Genomic DNA, 17,026 nt, shown 5'->3' on the forward strand with positions numbered 1-17,026 from the left:
GACTTATTCTGTTCACAAAATCTGTGAATTAAAAAATTTGATAAAAGTTTAGATTAAATTATAGGAAACGGTAAATAAAAATTTCCTGATGGTTATTGAAAACCTTTAGGCAGCAAGATCAATTTGATCATCTGAGGAAAGAAAATCTTTTCTCAAAGAAGAATATTCATTTTCATCATATTCAGAAACACCCTTTTCAAGAATTTCTGAGATTTTGGCAACGTTTTTTTCATACAGTTCACTGATAATCACTTTACGGTTCAGCATCAATGCCGCTCTTCCTGTTGTTCCAGTTCCGCCGAAGGGATCCCATACAGTCCCGTTTTCAGGAAAAAATGATAAGATAAATGGAATGGGTAGCAAGGTTGGAAACGACCCGAAAAACCCATTCTGAAGACCATCCTTCTGTGATCTCTCCTTTGAGATATTTAACTTTAAAATTTGTTCAATGTCGTTATCACATAGGAAATTTCTCATCGTTTTATAGGGATTAGAAATATGATATGATTTCTTTTTGCCCAAACCTTTGTTTCCCTGTTCTGAACAACCACTTTTAACGGTTGCTGATTTTTCTGGATCAAATATTCTCAGTTGATCGTAGTAATAATCCGGTGATTTGGAAAATATAAGAATAGATTCGTATGAATTTGTAAAACGTGAAGTTTCGTTACTTTGGGGCTTAGGATTTGATTTTTGCCAGATAATCTGATCAATAAAAAAGAAACCAGCCTTCTGCATCTCTAAAATCAATAACGCAACGACACCAACACAAATTGAACCTTTATAGGTATCATGGAGATTGATAATGATAACACCATCCTCAGTCATATGATCTGCCCCTATTTTCATAACATCAACAATATTTTCTACGAAATCTTCACGTTTTTTCTCTCTTCCAATTTCCAACTCAGATCCTATATCTCTACTTCCCTTCGAAATATTATCTTTTCCATATTCTATTAGGTTGAAATAAGGAATTGAGGTAAAAATACCGTTGATCAATGTTCCTTCCGGAAACTGAGTATCCAGACTGTTACCGGGAAGTATTAAATATCTGTCTGAAGAAATATCATTTAAAACAGTGATTTCAGATGTTCCCCTATCAACTTTAGTATTGTATTGACGCATCATTGACTCTGCTTTTTTTAAGTCATAGTTTTTACTGATATATCCTTCAAGAATTTTAGCCTCATTTTCCTTTTGGAGGTCATAATTATTTTTTGGATCTGCTAAAATATCAAGACATTTTTTTGCTCTGTCGAATGATATTTCATTTTCTAAAAGTCTTGTAGAAAGATTAAGGGCATTCTCCGGATTTTCGTTATCGAAGACCAATGATCTTTTTGCCGTAATAACATTATTTCGTCCCCATCCTCTGCCATATTGTTCAGAAACGAATCCATACTTTTCATTACATGAAATTTCATCCTCTTCATTACCATCTACCACTCTCAAATAGTGAGAGAGTAATCTTCTGCGTTCCTCAACAGTTGGAACCGATTTCAGATTAAATTCAATAATCCAATCTTTGACTTGGTCTTTCGAGTTGGGTGTCTTTTCAATAATTATACAGTCGATTTGGTTTAAATTTAAATCCTGTAACGCTAAAAATCTTAAAACACCATCTACAATGACATATTTATCGTTATACCTGAAGACAACCAGAGGAATATAACATCCTGTCTTCTCAAACTGTTCCTGTAATTTTTTAATGAACTGTTTCTTTTCTTTCCTGTCAAATAACTCATCCCATTCTTCCGGAATTTCAATTTGATTTAATGATAATTTGGTTACTCTGTTAAATAACGGCAAAACTACCCCTGCTGTAAATGTTTCTTTGTGCATGATATTATTGTTTAAATATTATGATGCAAAGTAACAGGGGTCACCAAAAAATGTGAAGACAAATTACATTACAAACCTCGTTTTGTAACGTTACAAAAATGACGATTATTTTGTTTTGCCTTTCTTTAAAATGTATTTCTGATCCATTGATATAATCTCCTTTTGAATATTGATTTTATAGTATTTATCAACAGAATCATCGAAAGTATTGATCATGTAGAACTCCGCTAATTTCTCACCGACAGTCTGATTAATTTCCTTATTGATAGAATTTTTTTCTTTTAAAAATCTTTTATACCCATAATCGTTTTCAAATAATTTCTTTACGATTTCATCAACCTCTTTCTGTTTTAAAACTAAAATATGATCTTTAATCTCCTCCTTATCTCTATTCTTTAAAGACTTTGTTGGTGGATATTTTATCTGAACATAAATTTCAGTCAGATCTTCTTTATATTCGTCTAATTTATTTGTTAGAATACCATTTAAATGATTCAGAAAAAGGTAATATAAAGATTTAGGTTGGGGACCCAGACTGATCTTATGTTTTCCTATCGTAAGTATTCCTTTTTCATCCACACATATCGGTTCTTTTGGAATCTGGTTTAGAATTAAACTAAAATTATCCACCATCGAATTCCGTATAGAATCTATAATTGATTTCAAATGGCTTATAACAACAATATCAATATTTTCACTCAAAATTCTCTGTACACACGAGTCACAGATATACCCCTGACGAAGTTTAAACATGATGTCTTTCTTGTTACCACAAAAATCATTAATACAACCTATGGATTCCTTATGGATATTAGGTTCAGTATAAATATTATCGATATTTAATTTCATTAAAGACTGAATAATATTCTCGACAATTTGAAAGGCTATCCCATACTTTGAATCTTTATCAGAAAAATATTCCCAATCGTTAGAATCCACAAATATATTATGACCGTTAAAACCACTGAACCAATTCTCATCATGTTTATTTGGTGATATTAATACAGCATAATTATCGGTTGGGATTTTATTAATAATCCTGTACATATTGAGGATTTCCCAATACTGTCCGAAGGATAAACGTTTTTGCAAAGAATAATCCTTAATCTGTAGTTGAAGTATTTCGGTGGGTATTGTTTCTCCCTTTATAAATTTTACCGTTCCGGGAACAGTGTTAAGTAATTTTACAACTTCATTCAGTTCTTCCTTTGGACATTGAGGAAGGGCAGTGACAATAATATTCATGCTGAAAATTTAAACCCTAAATGTAGCGACTGTTTGGAAAATAAACAAGAAACGCTAAAAACTGCTAAAGTTTATTGTCTTTTTTGGTTTTTCAATTTTTTGCGGTTATATTTTTATTAAGAGTGGTTTTCCACTTCATAAACTTTCCAAATAAATAAAAAATGGAAGAAAAAACATTTAAATATTCTGTAAGTAACAGAATATTCAACGAAAAAATAGAGGATGGTTTGTTTAAAACTATTTATAATTCAATGATTCCGATAAAATCAACAATAGAAGAATTTTCGAAACTAATTTTAAAGCCAGAGGCACACAGTTGGTGTGGTGGTACATTTTCAGGATTAATAAATGATAATAACTGGATTGACTCTTCGATAATTGGAATGGACTTCGATAAAGGAGAAATAACACTAGATGAAGTGTATTATAAATTCAAAGAATTTGATATTATCCCAAATCTTCATTACGATACGTTCAGTAGTTCGGAACATCTGCATAAATTCAGGGTGGTTCTCTTTTTTGACACCCCCATTACATGTAAGAGAATTTATACAAAGATTTTGATTACTTTGGAAAAGTTATTCTACACGGATCCTAACTGTAAAAACCCTTCTAGGATTTTCTATGGTGGTACGAATGTTCATATAACTAATAAAATTCCCCTTTCTTTAGAATATTTCATACAATTTATTGATATAAATACAATTGCCAGAGATAATAATCTTACTAGAGGAATTACAGATACCAGTTCAATTGATGCTAATTTTTGTAAACCCTTATATTCTAATAATAAGAATGTACATTTTTTAGCATCACATAATAAATTAAATTGTACTTCTATAGCAGGGGAAAAAGTAATTAATTGGGATAAGGCGTGCGAAAAAATAAAAATATTAAATGATTTCAATAGTGGAAAATGGTTATATCATCAAGAATTATTTGGGTTGGCAACCAATTTAATGTACGTGAGAGGAGGATTAAAGAAGATGAAATCAATCATGAATAAATTTAATAAGACTGGTAAAACAGATTATACCAAAAATAATTTTGCCATATTACCTTATGTGAAACTTAAAGGATATAATCCGATTCCAGTTCATAGGTTTTCATCCCATCTGGAAGATCAGGAGATTCATGATATTATAACAGAAGTTCGCAATATCCGGGGACATATCGAGGTCATAACACCGGTAGAGAATATAAGTCTCAAAGAAGCAGAAAATAAAATGATTTCAAAATTCAATGAGGTTATTTCAAGTGAAGAAACCGGTAAAACTTATATTTTTTCGTTACCAACCGCCATTGGTAAAACCCGGTTACTTGAAAATGTAGAAAAGTGTATCATTGCCTTACCTACCAACCATTTGAAAAATGAAATAAAGGAAAGAATGAAGGTTAATTATACTTACTCACCGGATTCGATTGAGTTTAAAGACTCTTTTCTCAATAAAAAAATTGAATATTTTTATAAGATCGGATTACCAAAAAAATCAATGAAAATCATACGGAATATTGCCGAAGGAAAATATCTTTCCAACAAGGAAGATGTACAGTTGGCAATAGATTATTGTTCTCAACTTGATCTGTGTGATAATCCAGACATAACCGTTTTATCCACCCATAAAAGAATAATTAATTCTGATTGTCTTTTGCACAAAACCGTAATTTTCGATGAAGATCCTTTAAATACTTTGGTTGAGATAAAAACAACTTCAATCAAAGATATAGCTGGAGTGCAGTATTTCTACACCCCTTTAAAGTCAGTAGCAAATCATCTTTCAGATATTAAGGAAGGAATCTATGAAACACCATTCTTTAATATCGATCAGGATGATTTATTTAAATTTATTGACGATAAAAGAATATTGGAAACCAATGTGTTTGATTTTCTTAACAGTAAATTCTTCATCAAACATGAGGGTTCTATTCATTACATTATGAAAAAGGAATTACCGGAAAATAAAAAGAATATTATCCTATCAGCAACTATTCCAATTGACTTTTATAAAAAACTGTATCCAAATATTGAATTTGAATCTGTTGATATAAGAAATGTGGAACAGGTTGGAAAGGTCATCCAATATACCGGACGTTCATGTTCAAGAAGTGGTCTGGAAAGATATGGGGAAACTGTAAGTAAAGAAGTTGGGGAACAAACAGTAATTACTTTTCAAAGACTTAAAGGATTATTTAAAAATCCAACCCAAGATATCCATTTCGGGAACTGTTCAGGATATGATTATCTCAGTGGTAAAGATTTGGTGGTTGTAGGAACTCCGCACCGTAATAATATCGAATATTTCCTCCTCGCCAAACTTATGGGAGTAGAATTCGATTACTTCAACTCACCGTTCCGTTATCAAAAAATTGAATACAATGGATTTAAATTTATGTTCAATACATTTGATAATGAAGATCTCCGAAATATTCAACTCCAGTTAATAGAATCAGATTTAATACAGGCAGTTGGAAGAGCAAGAACACTAAGAAATAAATGTACAGCACTGGTTTATTCAGGATTACCTTTATCAATAGCAGACGAGTTTATCATCAAAAAGAAATCTGCATAGTCATCAAAAAAACTCAATTTTTAGGCAAAAAAATTGAAAAATTTTTATTTTTATTTTGGGTATCAAAATATTCTAAAGGTTTTTCTCCAGTTTAATATTAAATAACACTTTTCTGAAATTTTAGTGAAAAACTGGAAAAAAATAATTTTGAGATATTATCCCCCCTATCGAACCATAGTAATTAGGAGGAGGGAACGGAGGAAGGATTTAAGGCAAGGGGGGCAGGGGGTTATATAATCTACAATTTGAAAGGTGTTAATTCACACCTTTCTTTTATATATAGTAATTTTGATACATCCGGAAGATAGAATTGTTTTGCTCCACACAAGCAAAATAAATTTTCTATCCGGAGATCATTCAATTCATGTACAATTGTAACTATAGATTTCTACAGGACCTGCACTAAAAAATATTTTGCTCTTCAGTTTACTGCAGTTACCGGGGACCTTGAGTGCTTAATTTTATTCTGCTCTCCAATTGAAAAAAACCAGACTCAATTCCTGATCAACAATATTTAATTATTATTCTTTACAATTCTGCGGTCTTAAAATTTAAAACAAAAACTACATCTGTTTTTAAACGCTAAATAGTGCTAAAAGCATAGGCAGAACGTCCATTTCGCCGTAAATTTAATCTGAAATTAAAATTACAACAAAAATGAGGGTTAAATATAATAGAGTTTCTACTTTAGGTCAGACAGGAAATCGTTTTGAAGCAGATACGGATAAATATGATTTGGTATTATTAGACAAAGTTTCAGGCACAGTAAATTTTAGAGACCGAGAGAACGGACGGATCTTAATTGATCTTGCGGGAAAGAGTCAGATAACTGAAATAGTGGTCGAAGAAATTTCCCGTTTGGGTCGTAATACAAGAAACGTACTCGAAACACTCGAGATCTTTGAGGAGCATGGGATTAATGTGGTGGTAAGAAACATGGGACTACAATCCCGACCTAATGGAGAGAAAAACCCTATATGGAAAGTCATAATTACGATAATCTCAAGTTTGTATGAGCAGGAACTTAGTAACCTAAGGGAAAGGATCGCCGCCGGAAAATTAATCGCCCTTCAGCGAAATGTGCGATTTGGCCGTCCCACCGGGTCTAATGAAAGTGATGCAACCTTCATTAATAAACCAAAAAATAAAAAGGCGTTGGAATATCTGAAAAAAGGAAGAACATTAAGAGAGATTGGAAAACTACTTGAAATGTCAACTAAAACAGTACAGAAAGTAAAAAAAGTTGCTGTAAAACTTGATATGATGTAAATGTAAGTAAGGTTAATCCATCCATTTAACCTTAAATTTTGAATTTTTCAAAAAAAACTAGCACTTGCTTGTTAATAGGTACGGTTTTTTTCGGTGCAAAATAATATTGTTTTTTATATTATAATTGAATGAACACTGTTATATGTTCCCAGATAAAGATTTTTATTTTCCGGTTTAAATTTCAATCTTTTATGATTTACGGCAAAAATGTACCTTAAAGGTACCGAAAAGTACATATAAAGTCTTAATAACTTAACATAAAGTACACTTTCAACTGATTAATTTTGAGTTTTGTATATTTTGCTACAACATGTACGAAAATAAATTTTCACTTTAATGATAGACTAATTATATTTGCTATTGATAAGATTAAATAATCCTATCAAATACATTTCGAACACATAGAACGCTTGTCTAACGACATTCCTCAGGTAAATCTGGTACATTTAATTAGGGGGAATATGTTAGCAACTCTCATGTCATATCTATATGGCGTGGGGGTCTGCTACTTATTTGACCCTAACGGTTTACCAGAACCTACCTGATAGAATAAGTTTAGTAGTCCTCACGCTTTCTTTATTAATTAACAACTCTTTTTCGGGACTGAAAGGAAATAAAACTTTAACTATGAAAAAAGTTTATTTATCTCTATTAACAGTAATCTTTTTAGGTTCATGTTCAAACAATGATTCTGAAACTACAGAAGAAAATAAAAATCAATCACAACAATTTATCGGTAAATGGCACCGTTACAAAACGGTAATTCTCAACGGTAAAACCGACACTCCCCTAAGTTCTTACGATCATGCTAAATGCGAAATAGAAGCAATACATGAGTTTACAACAAACAGTAAATACTTATTGACAAATTATGTTTTAAATTCTTCCACTCAACAATGTCAACAAATAGGGAGTATAGAAACATATCCTTATTCTTATAATGCTACAACAAATATTTTAGATATTGATGGAGAACGTTATTACATTAAACATAGTGATTCCAAGGAATTAATTCTTCAGGATTATGAATATTATGATCAAAATGGTGACGGAACAAAGGAGAAAAGATTAGATTACTATAAAAAATAAACCACCGAAAACCGAAATTCATCATGAATTATTTAAACTACCTTGAGAATCTTGATTTCGAATCAATGATTACAACTTCATTTCTATTGCCTTTCTTCGCTATAATGGTGGTTGTTAAAATTCTTTCCGCAATAATTTTTTCTTTCGTCCCGGATGATTATGACGATGATCCTTATCAAGTTACCGTATTTTCGAATATACTTTTGTACTTCATTTTCTCTTTCTTTATTGTAACAGTATATGATTATAATGATAGGAAAGGGATATTAGATTTCCGGTATTCTCAAAATGTATTTGAGGAAAATTCTAAAGAATTCGTAGTGAAAGAAGATACTAAATTAGAAAATGATCAAAACATTAATATTGAAGATCTAAATTCTTTTGAAAGTAAAACATTTTCTTGGGATGATATAGTAATTACACCCGAAGCTGAAAGACTAATAGATAATGCAAACCTAACCGAGAAATATGTGGGATTATCATCTGAGGATATTATCAAACTAAAAAAGATAATGAGTGACCCGAATCCCGATCCACTATCTAAGGCTGAAAACAAGATCGAGGTTGGAAGCACTGAATGTAAATGGTGTGAAAAAAAGATTGATATCAAAGCGATTATTTATACTTCAAAGGATTTGTTAGGGGTAATTGTAAAACCTAAGTCTGAAGACCCTTTTGAAATGATTGCTTCTGTAATGACGGTTTTAACAGTTAGTCCCCAAGCCTGCATTGAAAGTTATGAACTCCAAGATACAAATCAACATAAATATCAATTTATTGTAACCGATGAAAAAGAATTTTGTTCCTTAAAATGTGAGAAAGAATTCAAAAATAACAGAGGATACTAAAATTTAAAATAAACTTATGAAAACATTATCACTTATTGGAATTTTGATCAGTATTTTAGGAATTGTATTGTGTTTAGGAATTATTGATAATTTTGTCGCATACGGGAACAAACTTATTGACTATTTAAATTTAAACCACAAAGAAATTAAACACGAAATTTTCTCGATAACTTCCGTTTTAGATACCGGTAGAACTATTTGTTTTGTTTTAATGGGTCTTTTTGCATTCAATCTTTTTGTATGTACTAAAGTTTACCGTTCCAGAACTTAAGATATGTATTCCAAAAATATTAATACAAGTCAAAAGAGGCTGTCTCAAAAGTACCCTCTCTCTCGGACTCCTGTTTGACAACTTTTATCATTTAGGAGATTCTCAGAGCATTAGTTTACCTTTTGGGACAGCCTCTTTATTTTTTTCCGAATTGTTTCTTGGCAGTCCAATTTCATGTTCCTGAGGATAAGGCTTTCTAAAAGTCATACTTACATCTTCTTTAATTTGACGGTGAATATCATATTGTTTTTCTTTATCGTAAGAATACCGGGGATCGGTGATCATTGGCATCTTTGCCATTTTATGAATAGTAATGGTAGGAAAGTGAAAATCAACTTCAACCCTTCCGAGTAATAAATAACAACCGCCTTCCTGAAAATCATATTCCTTTAAACTATTGGGAAAATGTGCGGTGTCAAAATAATCACCGTTGACATCGATCCAAGTTCCAAAATACATCGTCCCTTTTTTAGTGGGAACGTGTTTTCTGGAAATAAGATATGCTAACATTTTTACCTGTCTTTTATGAAATTTCAACAAGTCTTTTACAAATACTGATCCTCTGTATTTGGTTTTTAATAAATCAAAAGGACTACATGAAACTGGAAGTCCAATTAACTCAATTTCATCAAATGCATCCTCGAAACTTTCTCTTTTCAGTTGTGGAAGTTTAAATTCCTGAACAGGTTCTTCAATTAACATCAAACCCCTATTCTTAGGTTTAAAATTTATTAATAGTAATCTTATTTCAACAAGCAATTCATTCTTTGGTTTACAAGTAAACCAGAATGCTCCAATAAAAATTAGAACCTTCATCGGTTCCATCATAATATTAATCCGTCTGATAAAATCTTCTTATGCTTTATAATCTCCACAAATTTTCAATTTCCATAGCAATATCATGAGATACTTGATTCAAAATTTCCAAATCTTTATCACCTCGATATATCATGGAAATGAAAGCATACATTTCAATTTCTTTTTTAATCCTTGGGATAAATTTACGACGCACTCATCTATGCCAAAAATAAAACAAACTCATAATCAATATATTAAAAAATAAGTTTAAATTTGCACTTCTATTAAAATCAAGATGAAAAATAAGATTGCCTTAGTTTTAGGATTATTCACAATAGTTACTGTAAAATCACAGAACACAGTACGCCCCGCTTCCGAAATATTTTCAGATTTCAATGGTTATTGGAGAAGCTCCAACAATGCAGTAATACCCAATAACAATCATAATTTACTTGCCTTTACTTGGAATGCAAATGGAATTAATAATATTAACACACCCATAACTTATTCTACCGGAGTTAATAATTCGGCTTTATCCAGCAATAATATTCCTTTCACATCTGCCACATTTATTTCATTACCCATTTACACAATCCCCTCTCCAGGTAGCGGAACTTTTATTGGGGTAGGACAAGCATTTGGAGGAAATGGTAATGTAACGCCGGTGCCGGTTAATAATAATTTAGTACAATATCTTACTGATGGTATTAACGGTTTAGGTTTAGGAACTGCTATTTTTAATATACCACAAGGCTCTAACATTGCCTTCAATACGATGGGAATTGTTCCCACATCAATCGGAGATGGTGTACCGGATCTTATTTTTACTCAGATGGGACAACCCAGCAGTACATCAGATGTATTTCACTTTCAAAATGGTCCCACCCCATCAGATCCGATGGTAGGAACTCCTTATTCGGTAGCTTTTGGTGCAGAAGTAAATGGTATACCGGTAGTTCCGTCTATTGGTAACGCCTGCTGGAAATTTTACAGAGCAAATGTATCGCCTCCTCTTTATGATGCAGGAACTTCAAGTGGATGTACGAGAAACATTAGAGTTATCGCTTTAGATTGGTCTGAAATGGGAATAACGACCGCAAATTATCAGAGTGCAACAACATTAATTCAAACATATTCAGGAACATCAGACCCTGCTTTTATTGGTGCTTATAACGCTGCATCAATTACTTTTGCGTCTACTTTTAGCGGAACTGTCTTTAATGATAACAATGCAGGAACTCCTGATGGTAACGGATATCAGGGAGCAACTGTTAAGCTCTTTAATAATGGAGTAGAAATAGGATCAAAAACAACTGATGTAAACGGATATTATTATTTTGACAATATAAACATCAATACTTATCCCGGTCCTTACACAATTCAGTTAACAGAGCCAACAGGTTTTAATGTTGTAGGTAATAAAGTGGGAACTACTGCCAACAGTTTCACAGCAACAATCTCTAACAGCATTTCTTCAGAGAATAATTTTGGAATCAATCAACCTCCTGTAGCGGTAGATGATAATGCTTCTGTTGGTAAAAATATGTCTAAAACATTCAGTATCGTAACGAATGATTATGACTTGAATTCAGGGTCTTTAATATACTCTACAATTAATCTCATCGCTCCCTCTGGTGCAACCAATATTATAACTTCCGGAGGATATACGAAAGGATTTATAATTGCCGGACAAGGAACTTGGCTGGTAGATAATCTTGGAAATCTAACATTTACCCCCGCTATCGGATTCTTCGGAAACGCTACTACCGTTAATTATAATATTAAAGATTTAGCCGGGCTTACAAGCAATAATGCCTCAATTTTCATCGCTGTAGATTACTGCATAAAACCAGGAGCGTCAGGAATTCCTGATGGATATTCAAAAGTAGGAATTACTACATTAAAAACCCGTAACAAAAACTGGCCCGAAGGCCCAACAATCAATGAAGGAGGTGTTCCCAATGGTTTTATTGCGTTAGAATCTAATACAAAAGGACTGGTTATTACCAAAACTACAAGTACAGCAAATATTATTAATCCCCAAAAAGGTATGATAGCATATGATATTACAGATCAATGTATAAAACTTTATAACGGAACTACTTGGAAATGTATAAAAAGAGCGTGTAACGATTAAATATAAAATATGAAAAATATAAAAAATACAAAAACATTCTATATAGGCAGTCTTATATTTTATTCTTTAACCTTATCCGCCCAGGTAGCCATTGGTAAAACATCAGTAAATGGAAACAGTACACTGCTGGATTTCGGGGGAGCAACAGCTACTAATTCTCCGACAGATGTTGAAACCACTAATTTCAAAGGCATCATTCTCCCTGCATTAACAGCAACTCCTACATTTTCTGCTACCACTCCAACTACTAATAATCCACAAAACGGAACATTCATATTTGATAAAACTTCAGTAAAAGTGAGAATGTTTACTAATGGTAGTTGGGTAGATATGTCAGATACGGGAAGTTTAACCAATCTTACATCCAATACAAGTGCAGAGAGTGGGAATGGTGTGATAATAGGTTCCAATATAAGTTCGGCTACGGGAGTACTTGTTTTAGAGTCTCCCAATAAGGCAATTATATTACCTCACATTAAAAATCCTCATACAACAGTAAAAAGTCCCTATGCTGGTATGATGTGCTATGATACAGTAAGCAATTCGATTGCGGTATATGATGGCAGTAACTGGAACTATTGGAAATAAAAATCTTTACCAACTCTACGCCTCTGTTTTTGCTTTAATAACTGATAGAAGATTTTAACGGAGCACAGAAAGGATTCACAAAGATGGAGGTTTCCTGCGGAACGTCGAAGACTATTCGAAATACCCCGAACCTATTCACTTTTAGGAAAATAGCAACAGTGGCAGCAAAGCTTAAATTTAAACATAATATTCTGAATATAAGAAGTGATTCAATATCCTTCAACTCCACCAAAATAAAAGGGTATAACACCATTTAAAATCTAAAAATATTTTATAAATTGCTCAAATTCATTCCGTTTCATTGATTGCCTTTGTGGTGATTGAAATGGTGGTCACAAAATTTAATTATTTTTTAAAACATATTTTCTTACCGCGCTCGACGAGATCATTACATCCTTCTTGAATTTTCTTTACATAAAAAAATGTACGGAAATTATTGATGATGATGTGTACTTACAAACCTTCTAAGAATGGAGTCTTGCCGGTTTTGGCGGGATATAAATTTTAAAAAAGTTGCAAGATTTATTGCAAGACTTTTTTAGTAAATGGTCATAGAACATATTAAATCATCAAAGAAATGAAAGTACTATATTTTTTCAATCATCTCATATTCAGAACCTTAAAATCAAAAACACTATGACTGTTAATCAGAGGGTCGCTGGTTCGAGCCCAGCAGGAGGAGCAAAAAGACTTACAGAAATGTAAGTCTTTTTTATTTATCCTTTTTTAGTCCTATCAACTGAAAAATAATTATTTTAAATATAATTATATTTTAACAAAACAATAACTATAACACCATCAAAACGATGGTGTTATTTCATTACATTTGCAGTTTTGTATTTAAACCATTAAAAGTTTAAATAATATTTATTTTTTTATAATAAAAGTGCATAATTTTTGTTTATGCAAATAGCTTGAAGAAACAACAAATGTTAATTAATAATTCCAAATATTACTCCCTCTTTCTATTTCTATTTTTTGCGGATCTCGTATACTCACAAAATTCGGCAAACGGCAGAATTGTAGATGCAAAAACCAATAAAGAAGTTTCCGGAGTGGATATTTTCATCAATGAAAATGAAAAAGCTGCTCTTACCACAACTTCGGGAAACTTTTCCGTACAGTCGGACAGCATAATTTATAAACTTCGGTTTTTAAGAAAAAACTATTCCTTAGAAAGTATAGACGTAACTCCTCAAAATGCCACCAATATTTTTGTAAAACTGGCTCAGGAAAAAGTAGGCAGCATACAGGAAGTAGTTATCCACAACGAAAAGCCGAAATATAAAAACAAAAAAGAAAATCCCGCTTATGCCATTATGCAGAAAGTCTGGGAACGAAAAAGAAATAACGGTTTAGATAAATTCGATACCTATACTTATAAAGAATACGAGAAAATTCAGTTTGATGCCAACAATCTGGACAGTGCATTTATGAAGAGAAAAATCTTTAATAAACTTGAATTTATTTTCGATTATAAAGATTCCACCGCAAGCGGAAAAATTGGACTTCCCGTTTTCCTGAATGAAGCGATCTACGAAAATTACGGTGAAAACAGACCTTCAAAAAGATCAAAAAGGCTTTTGACTGCTCAGAAAACATCAGGCTTTCAGGACAATCAGATCATTACTTTAACGGCAAAAAACCTTTACCGTGACATCAACATTTACGATAACACGTTAAATTATTTCGACATCGGATTCCCAAGTCCCGTTGGAGAAACTGGGTTCAGTACGTATGATTATAATTTGGTTGATACCATTTCCATGCGCGGAGAAAACGCTTTCAAAATCCGTTATCAGCCGAAAAGAACGGAAGTTTTGGCATTTCAGGGATACTTATATATTGACACCGATAGTTATGCAGTTTTAGGGGCAACTTTGAAATCGACTCAAAAAATCAACGTAAACTTCATCAACGGAATTTCTACAGAACTGGAATATGATAATCCAGACGAAAATACTTTTCTGCCAAGAAAATTTGTGACGGAAATTGAAATGACGCCTTTTTCCAAGAAAAAAACATCTAAAAGCATCATTGCTAAAAGATCAGTCGATTATTCGGAATATCAGTTCAACAAACCTCTTGAAGACAAGATTTTCAAAAGAACCGAGGAAGAATATGATGATAAATTCGTAGAAAAAGACGATGCATATTGGGTAAAAGCCAGACCGGATTCTCTCTCAAAAAGCGAACAGGGAATTTATGATATGCTTGATAAGCTTCAGCAGACTCCGAAGTTCAACCGTATTGTAAAGCTTTATGAAACGTTGGGTTCAGGGTATTACAACATTACCAAAGGAATAGATTTAGGTTCGATTTTCTCCGTTTACGGAAAAAATGATGTGGAAGGAGACCGAATCAGAATCGGAGCAAGAACTTATTTCACAAGAAATGATCCTTGGAGAGTTCAGTTTTACACGGCTTACGGTTTCAAAGACCAACAGGTAAAATATGGTGCTGAAGCAAGATTTATGTTTAACAGAGTAAACCGTTTTACAGTAGGTGCAGGAACAAGAAGAGACATTCTGCAATTGGGAGTTCAGCTTACAAATGACGATGGAATTATGGCAAGAACGTTTGCTTCTTCAACGCTTTTCGCAAGGGGAGAAAATGCTTCTTTAAGCTCCGTTAATCAAACCAACCTGTTTACGTCTATTGAGCCATGGAAAAACTTTCAGATCAGGTTAGACGGAACCATGCAAAGCATTAAATCGGCAAATCCGGACGGATTTAATCTGATGTATTACAAAAACGGAGATCTGAGAAAAACAACCAACGATTCGCATTTTACTTTAAGTTTAATTGCAAGACCGGGGGCAAAATTCTCCCAAACCGGAATCGATCGCTATGAACATGGAACTTTGGCTCCGACTATTGTGTTAAAATACACAAGAGGAATTGAGGGATTATTCGGGTCAGATTTTAATTATAACAAACTGCAGTTCATGTTCTATAAACCCGTCTTAATTGGAAGCTGGGGAAAAACATTAATTAACTTTGAAGCCGGAAAGAACTTCGATACAGTTCCGTTGGCTTTGCAGAATGTAATTCCGGGAAACCAATCGTACAGTCTGGCGCAAAATACTTTTGCACAGCTTAATTATTATGAATTTGTTGCAGACACTTATACAACGCTGCATTTAGAGCATCATTTTAACGGAAAAATCCTTTCTTATATTCCTTTGATCAAGAAATTAAAACTAAGAGAAATTGCCTTCATCAGAGGAGCTTACGGAACATTAAGCGATGCTTCAAAAGCAATTAATGTGGAAGGATTCAAATATTCTGCTCCAAGCGAACACGTTTATTATGAATACGGTTTCGGAATCGAAAATATCGGCTTCGGAAACCTTAGAATTTTCAGAGTGGATTTCAACTGGCGCGGAAATTACCTCAACAGACCGGATATTTCAACTTTCGGAATTAAAGCAGGTTTTCAGGTCGGCTTTTAAAATACAAAACTCCTTCAGCGCGAAGGAGTTTTTTTTATTTCTTAAGATTCTTCACCATAACCTTTGCAGCTATTGCAATGCGCTACAATGTACACAATTTTACACGGCGGTCTCTGCCCTTCCGGAATGCTGCAATAGACATCGCATGGTAAACATCCCTGATCCGGAGATGCTCCTCCCATTACATTTTTAAGATCCTGTCTTTTGATTTTTTTTAAATTTTTCATAGTAATAGATTTTATAAAGTTGACAAAAAGTCCCGATATGAGGCTTGAGTTTCAGATTTAATAGTCACAAGGCATTACATCAATAACCGAATTAATACAGTGTTGTTTCTGCCATGCTGTCCACGTACACCATTCGTAACACCAATCTGCGGGAATCGGACATCTTTCTCCTCCAGCAATGGCTTTAAGCTGTCTTTTCGTTAGTTTTTTTTAGATTTTTCATATTAGCTTGGTTTAATTTGTCGCCTACTCTGTTTGCTTTTTGGCTTACGCAATATATTAGTTATTTGATAGTTACCAAATATATAAATATTTCCCGTTAAATTGAATAAATATAAAAACTTTAACTTTTCCTTACTTCATTGCACAAAAAAAAGCCTCAGCAAAATTGCCAAGGCTTTTAATTTTTATAAAACGCTGAAATTATGCGTTTGCTTCTACAGATACAAAAGATCTGTTATTTGCTTTCTTTCTGAAAACTACTTTTCCGTCAACTAATGCGAACAAAGTGTGATCTTTACCGATACCCACGTTTGCACCTGGGTGGTGTTGAGTACCTCTTTGTCTAACGATGATGTTACCCGCAATAGCATCTTGACCACCGAAAATCTTTACACCTAATCTTTTAGAGTGAGATTCTCTACCGTTTTTGGAACTACCAACTCCTTTCTTGTGTGCCATTTT

The 17,026-nt window shown here is 32.9% G+C and carries 12 protein-coding genes and 1 pseudogene; 8 read left to right on the forward strand and 5 right to left on the reverse strand.

Annotated elements, in window-relative coordinates; all coding sequences use genetic code 11:
* Positions 1–105 precede the first annotated feature (105 nt).
* Both H6W53_RS13105 and H6W53_RS13110 read right to left on the reverse strand, forming a co-directional pair.
* Positions 106–1,845, reverse strand: coding sequence for a DNA methyltransferase (locus H6W53_RS13105; protein ID WP_040999618.1), 1,740 nt, complete (start codon positions 1,843–1,845; stop codon positions 106–108).
* Positions 1,846–1,950: 105 nt separating this feature from the next.
* Positions 1,951–3,090 (reverse strand): hypothetical protein, encoded by a 1,140-nt coding sequence (locus H6W53_RS13110; protein ID WP_040999620.1) that lies wholly within the window; start codon positions 3,088–3,090, stop codon positions 1,951–1,953.
* Between the two features lie 161 nt (positions 3,091–3,251).
* Between H6W53_RS13110 and H6W53_RS13115 the strand changes: the two genes are divergently transcribed.
* The 5 genes from H6W53_RS13115 to H6W53_RS13135 all read left to right on the forward strand — a co-directional run bounded on the left by H6W53_RS13115 (position 3,252) and on the right by H6W53_RS13135 (position 9,137).
* Entirely contained in the window at positions 3,252–5,660 is a 2,409-nt protein-coding gene (locus H6W53_RS13115) for a hypothetical protein (protein WP_040999622.1), read from the forward strand.
* Positions 5,661–6,317: 657 nt separating this feature from the next.
* Positions 6,318–6,929 (forward strand): recombinase family protein, encoded by a 612-nt coding sequence (locus H6W53_RS13120; protein ID WP_040999624.1) that lies wholly within the window; start codon positions 6,318–6,320, stop codon positions 6,927–6,929.
* Between the two features lie 627 nt (positions 6,930–7,556).
* Positions 7,557–8,018, forward strand: coding sequence for a hypothetical protein (locus H6W53_RS13125; protein WP_040999626.1), 462 nt, complete (start codon positions 7,557–7,559; stop codon positions 8,016–8,018).
* Between the two features lie 23 nt (positions 8,019–8,041).
* Complete coding sequence (locus H6W53_RS13130) at positions 8,042–8,866, forward strand: hypothetical protein (RefSeq protein WP_146028539.1); 825 nt, start codon at positions 8,042–8,044, stop codon at positions 8,864–8,866.
* Between the two features lie 16 nt (positions 8,867–8,882).
* Positions 8,883–9,137, forward strand: a complete 255-nt coding sequence (locus tag H6W53_RS13135; protein WP_040999630.1) for a hypothetical protein — start codon at positions 8,883–8,885, stop codon at positions 9,135–9,137.
* Positions 9,138–9,239: 102 nt separating this feature from the next.
* Here H6W53_RS13135 and H6W53_RS13140 read toward each other — a convergent pair.
* A pseudogene (locus H6W53_RS13140) lies at positions 9,240–9,992 on the reverse strand (DNA polymerase III subunit alpha); the annotation flags it as partial.
* Positions 9,993–10,230: 238 nt separating this feature from the next.
* Here H6W53_RS13140 and H6W53_RS13145 point away from each other — a divergent pair.
* The 3 genes from H6W53_RS13145 to H6W53_RS13155 all read left to right on the forward strand — a co-directional run bounded on the left by H6W53_RS13145 (position 10,231) and on the right by H6W53_RS13155 (position 16,115).
* Positions 10,231–12,072 (forward strand): Ig-like domain-containing protein, encoded by a 1,842-nt coding sequence (locus H6W53_RS13145; RefSeq protein ID WP_102978967.1) that lies wholly within the window; start codon positions 10,231–10,233, stop codon positions 12,070–12,072.
* A 9-nt stretch (positions 12,073–12,081) separates the two neighbouring features.
* On the forward strand, positions 12,082–12,660 hold the full coding sequence (locus H6W53_RS13150; protein ID WP_194304472.1) for a hypothetical protein: 579 nt from the start codon (positions 12,082–12,084) through the stop codon (positions 12,658–12,660).
* A 929-nt stretch (positions 12,661–13,589) separates the two neighbouring features.
* Complete coding sequence (locus H6W53_RS13155; protein ID WP_185207421.1) at positions 13,590–16,115, forward strand: DUF5686 family protein; 2,526 nt, start codon at positions 13,590–13,592, stop codon at positions 16,113–16,115.
* 41 nt (positions 16,116–16,156) lie between these two features.
* Here the strand turns inward: H6W53_RS13155 and H6W53_RS13160 are convergent, their stop codons facing one another.
* Together H6W53_RS13160 and rpmA are read right to left on the reverse strand one after the other, a co-directional pair.
* Positions 16,157–16,342: a bacteriocin-like protein gene (locus H6W53_RS13160; RefSeq protein WP_185207424.1), complete on the reverse strand. Its 186-nt coding sequence runs from the start codon at positions 16,340–16,342 to the stop codon at positions 16,157–16,159.
* A 423-nt stretch (positions 16,343–16,765) separates the two neighbouring features.
* Complete coding sequence (gene rpmA, locus H6W53_RS13165; protein WP_047399085.1) at positions 16,766–17,023, reverse strand: 50S ribosomal protein L27; 258 nt, start codon at positions 17,021–17,023, stop codon at positions 16,766–16,768.
* Positions 17,024–17,026: the final 3 nt, after the last annotated feature.

The organism is Chryseobacterium sp. C3 (genome assembly GCF_014218905.1).
Classification (GTDB): domain Bacteria; phylum Bacteroidota; class Bacteroidia; order Flavobacteriales; family Weeksellaceae; genus Chryseobacterium; species Chryseobacterium mucoviscidosis.

Excerpts from the sequence above, each read along its gene's own strand:
- H6W53_RS13115 (WP_040999622.1), top strand. The coding sequence starts at position 3,252 with ATGGAAGAAAAAACATTTAAATATTCTGTAAGTAACAGAATATTCAAC.
- H6W53_RS13160 (WP_185207424.1), bottom strand. The coding sequence starts at position 16,342 with ATGAAAAATTTAAAAAAAATCAAAAGACAGGATCTTAAAAATGTAATG.
- H6W53_RS13145 (WP_102978967.1), top strand. The coding sequence starts at position 10,231 with ATGAAAAATAAGATTGCCTTAGTTTTAGGATTATTCACAATAGTTACT.
- H6W53_RS13120 (WP_040999624.1), top strand. The coding sequence starts at position 6,318 with ATGAGGGTTAAATATAATAGAGTTTCTACTTTAGGTCAGACAGGAAAT.
- H6W53_RS13150 (WP_194304472.1), top strand. The coding sequence starts at position 12,082 with ATGAAAAATATAAAAAATACAAAAACATTCTATATAGGCAGTCTTATA.
- H6W53_RS13130 (WP_146028539.1), top strand. The coding sequence starts at position 8,042 with ATGAATTATTTAAACTACCTTGAGAATCTTGATTTCGAATCAATGATT.
- H6W53_RS13105 (WP_040999618.1), bottom strand. The coding sequence starts at position 1,845 with ATGCACAAAGAAACATTTACAGCAGGGGTAGTTTTGCCGTTATTTAAC.
- H6W53_RS13155 (WP_185207421.1), top strand. The coding sequence starts at position 13,590 with ATGTTAATTAATAATTCCAAATATTACTCCCTCTTTCTATTTCTATTT.
- H6W53_RS13110 (WP_040999620.1), bottom strand. The coding sequence starts at position 3,090 with ATGAATATTATTGTCACTGCCCTTCCTCAATGTCCAAAGGAAGAACTG.
- H6W53_RS13125 (WP_040999626.1), top strand. The coding sequence starts at position 7,557 with ATGAAAAAAGTTTATTTATCTCTATTAACAGTAATCTTTTTAGGTTCA.
- rpmA (WP_047399085.1), bottom strand. The coding sequence starts at position 17,023 with ATGGCACACAAGAAAGGAGTTGGTAGTTCCAAAAACGGTAGAGAATCT.
- H6W53_RS13135 (WP_040999630.1), top strand. The coding sequence starts at position 8,883 with ATGAAAACATTATCACTTATTGGAATTTTGATCAGTATTTTAGGAATT.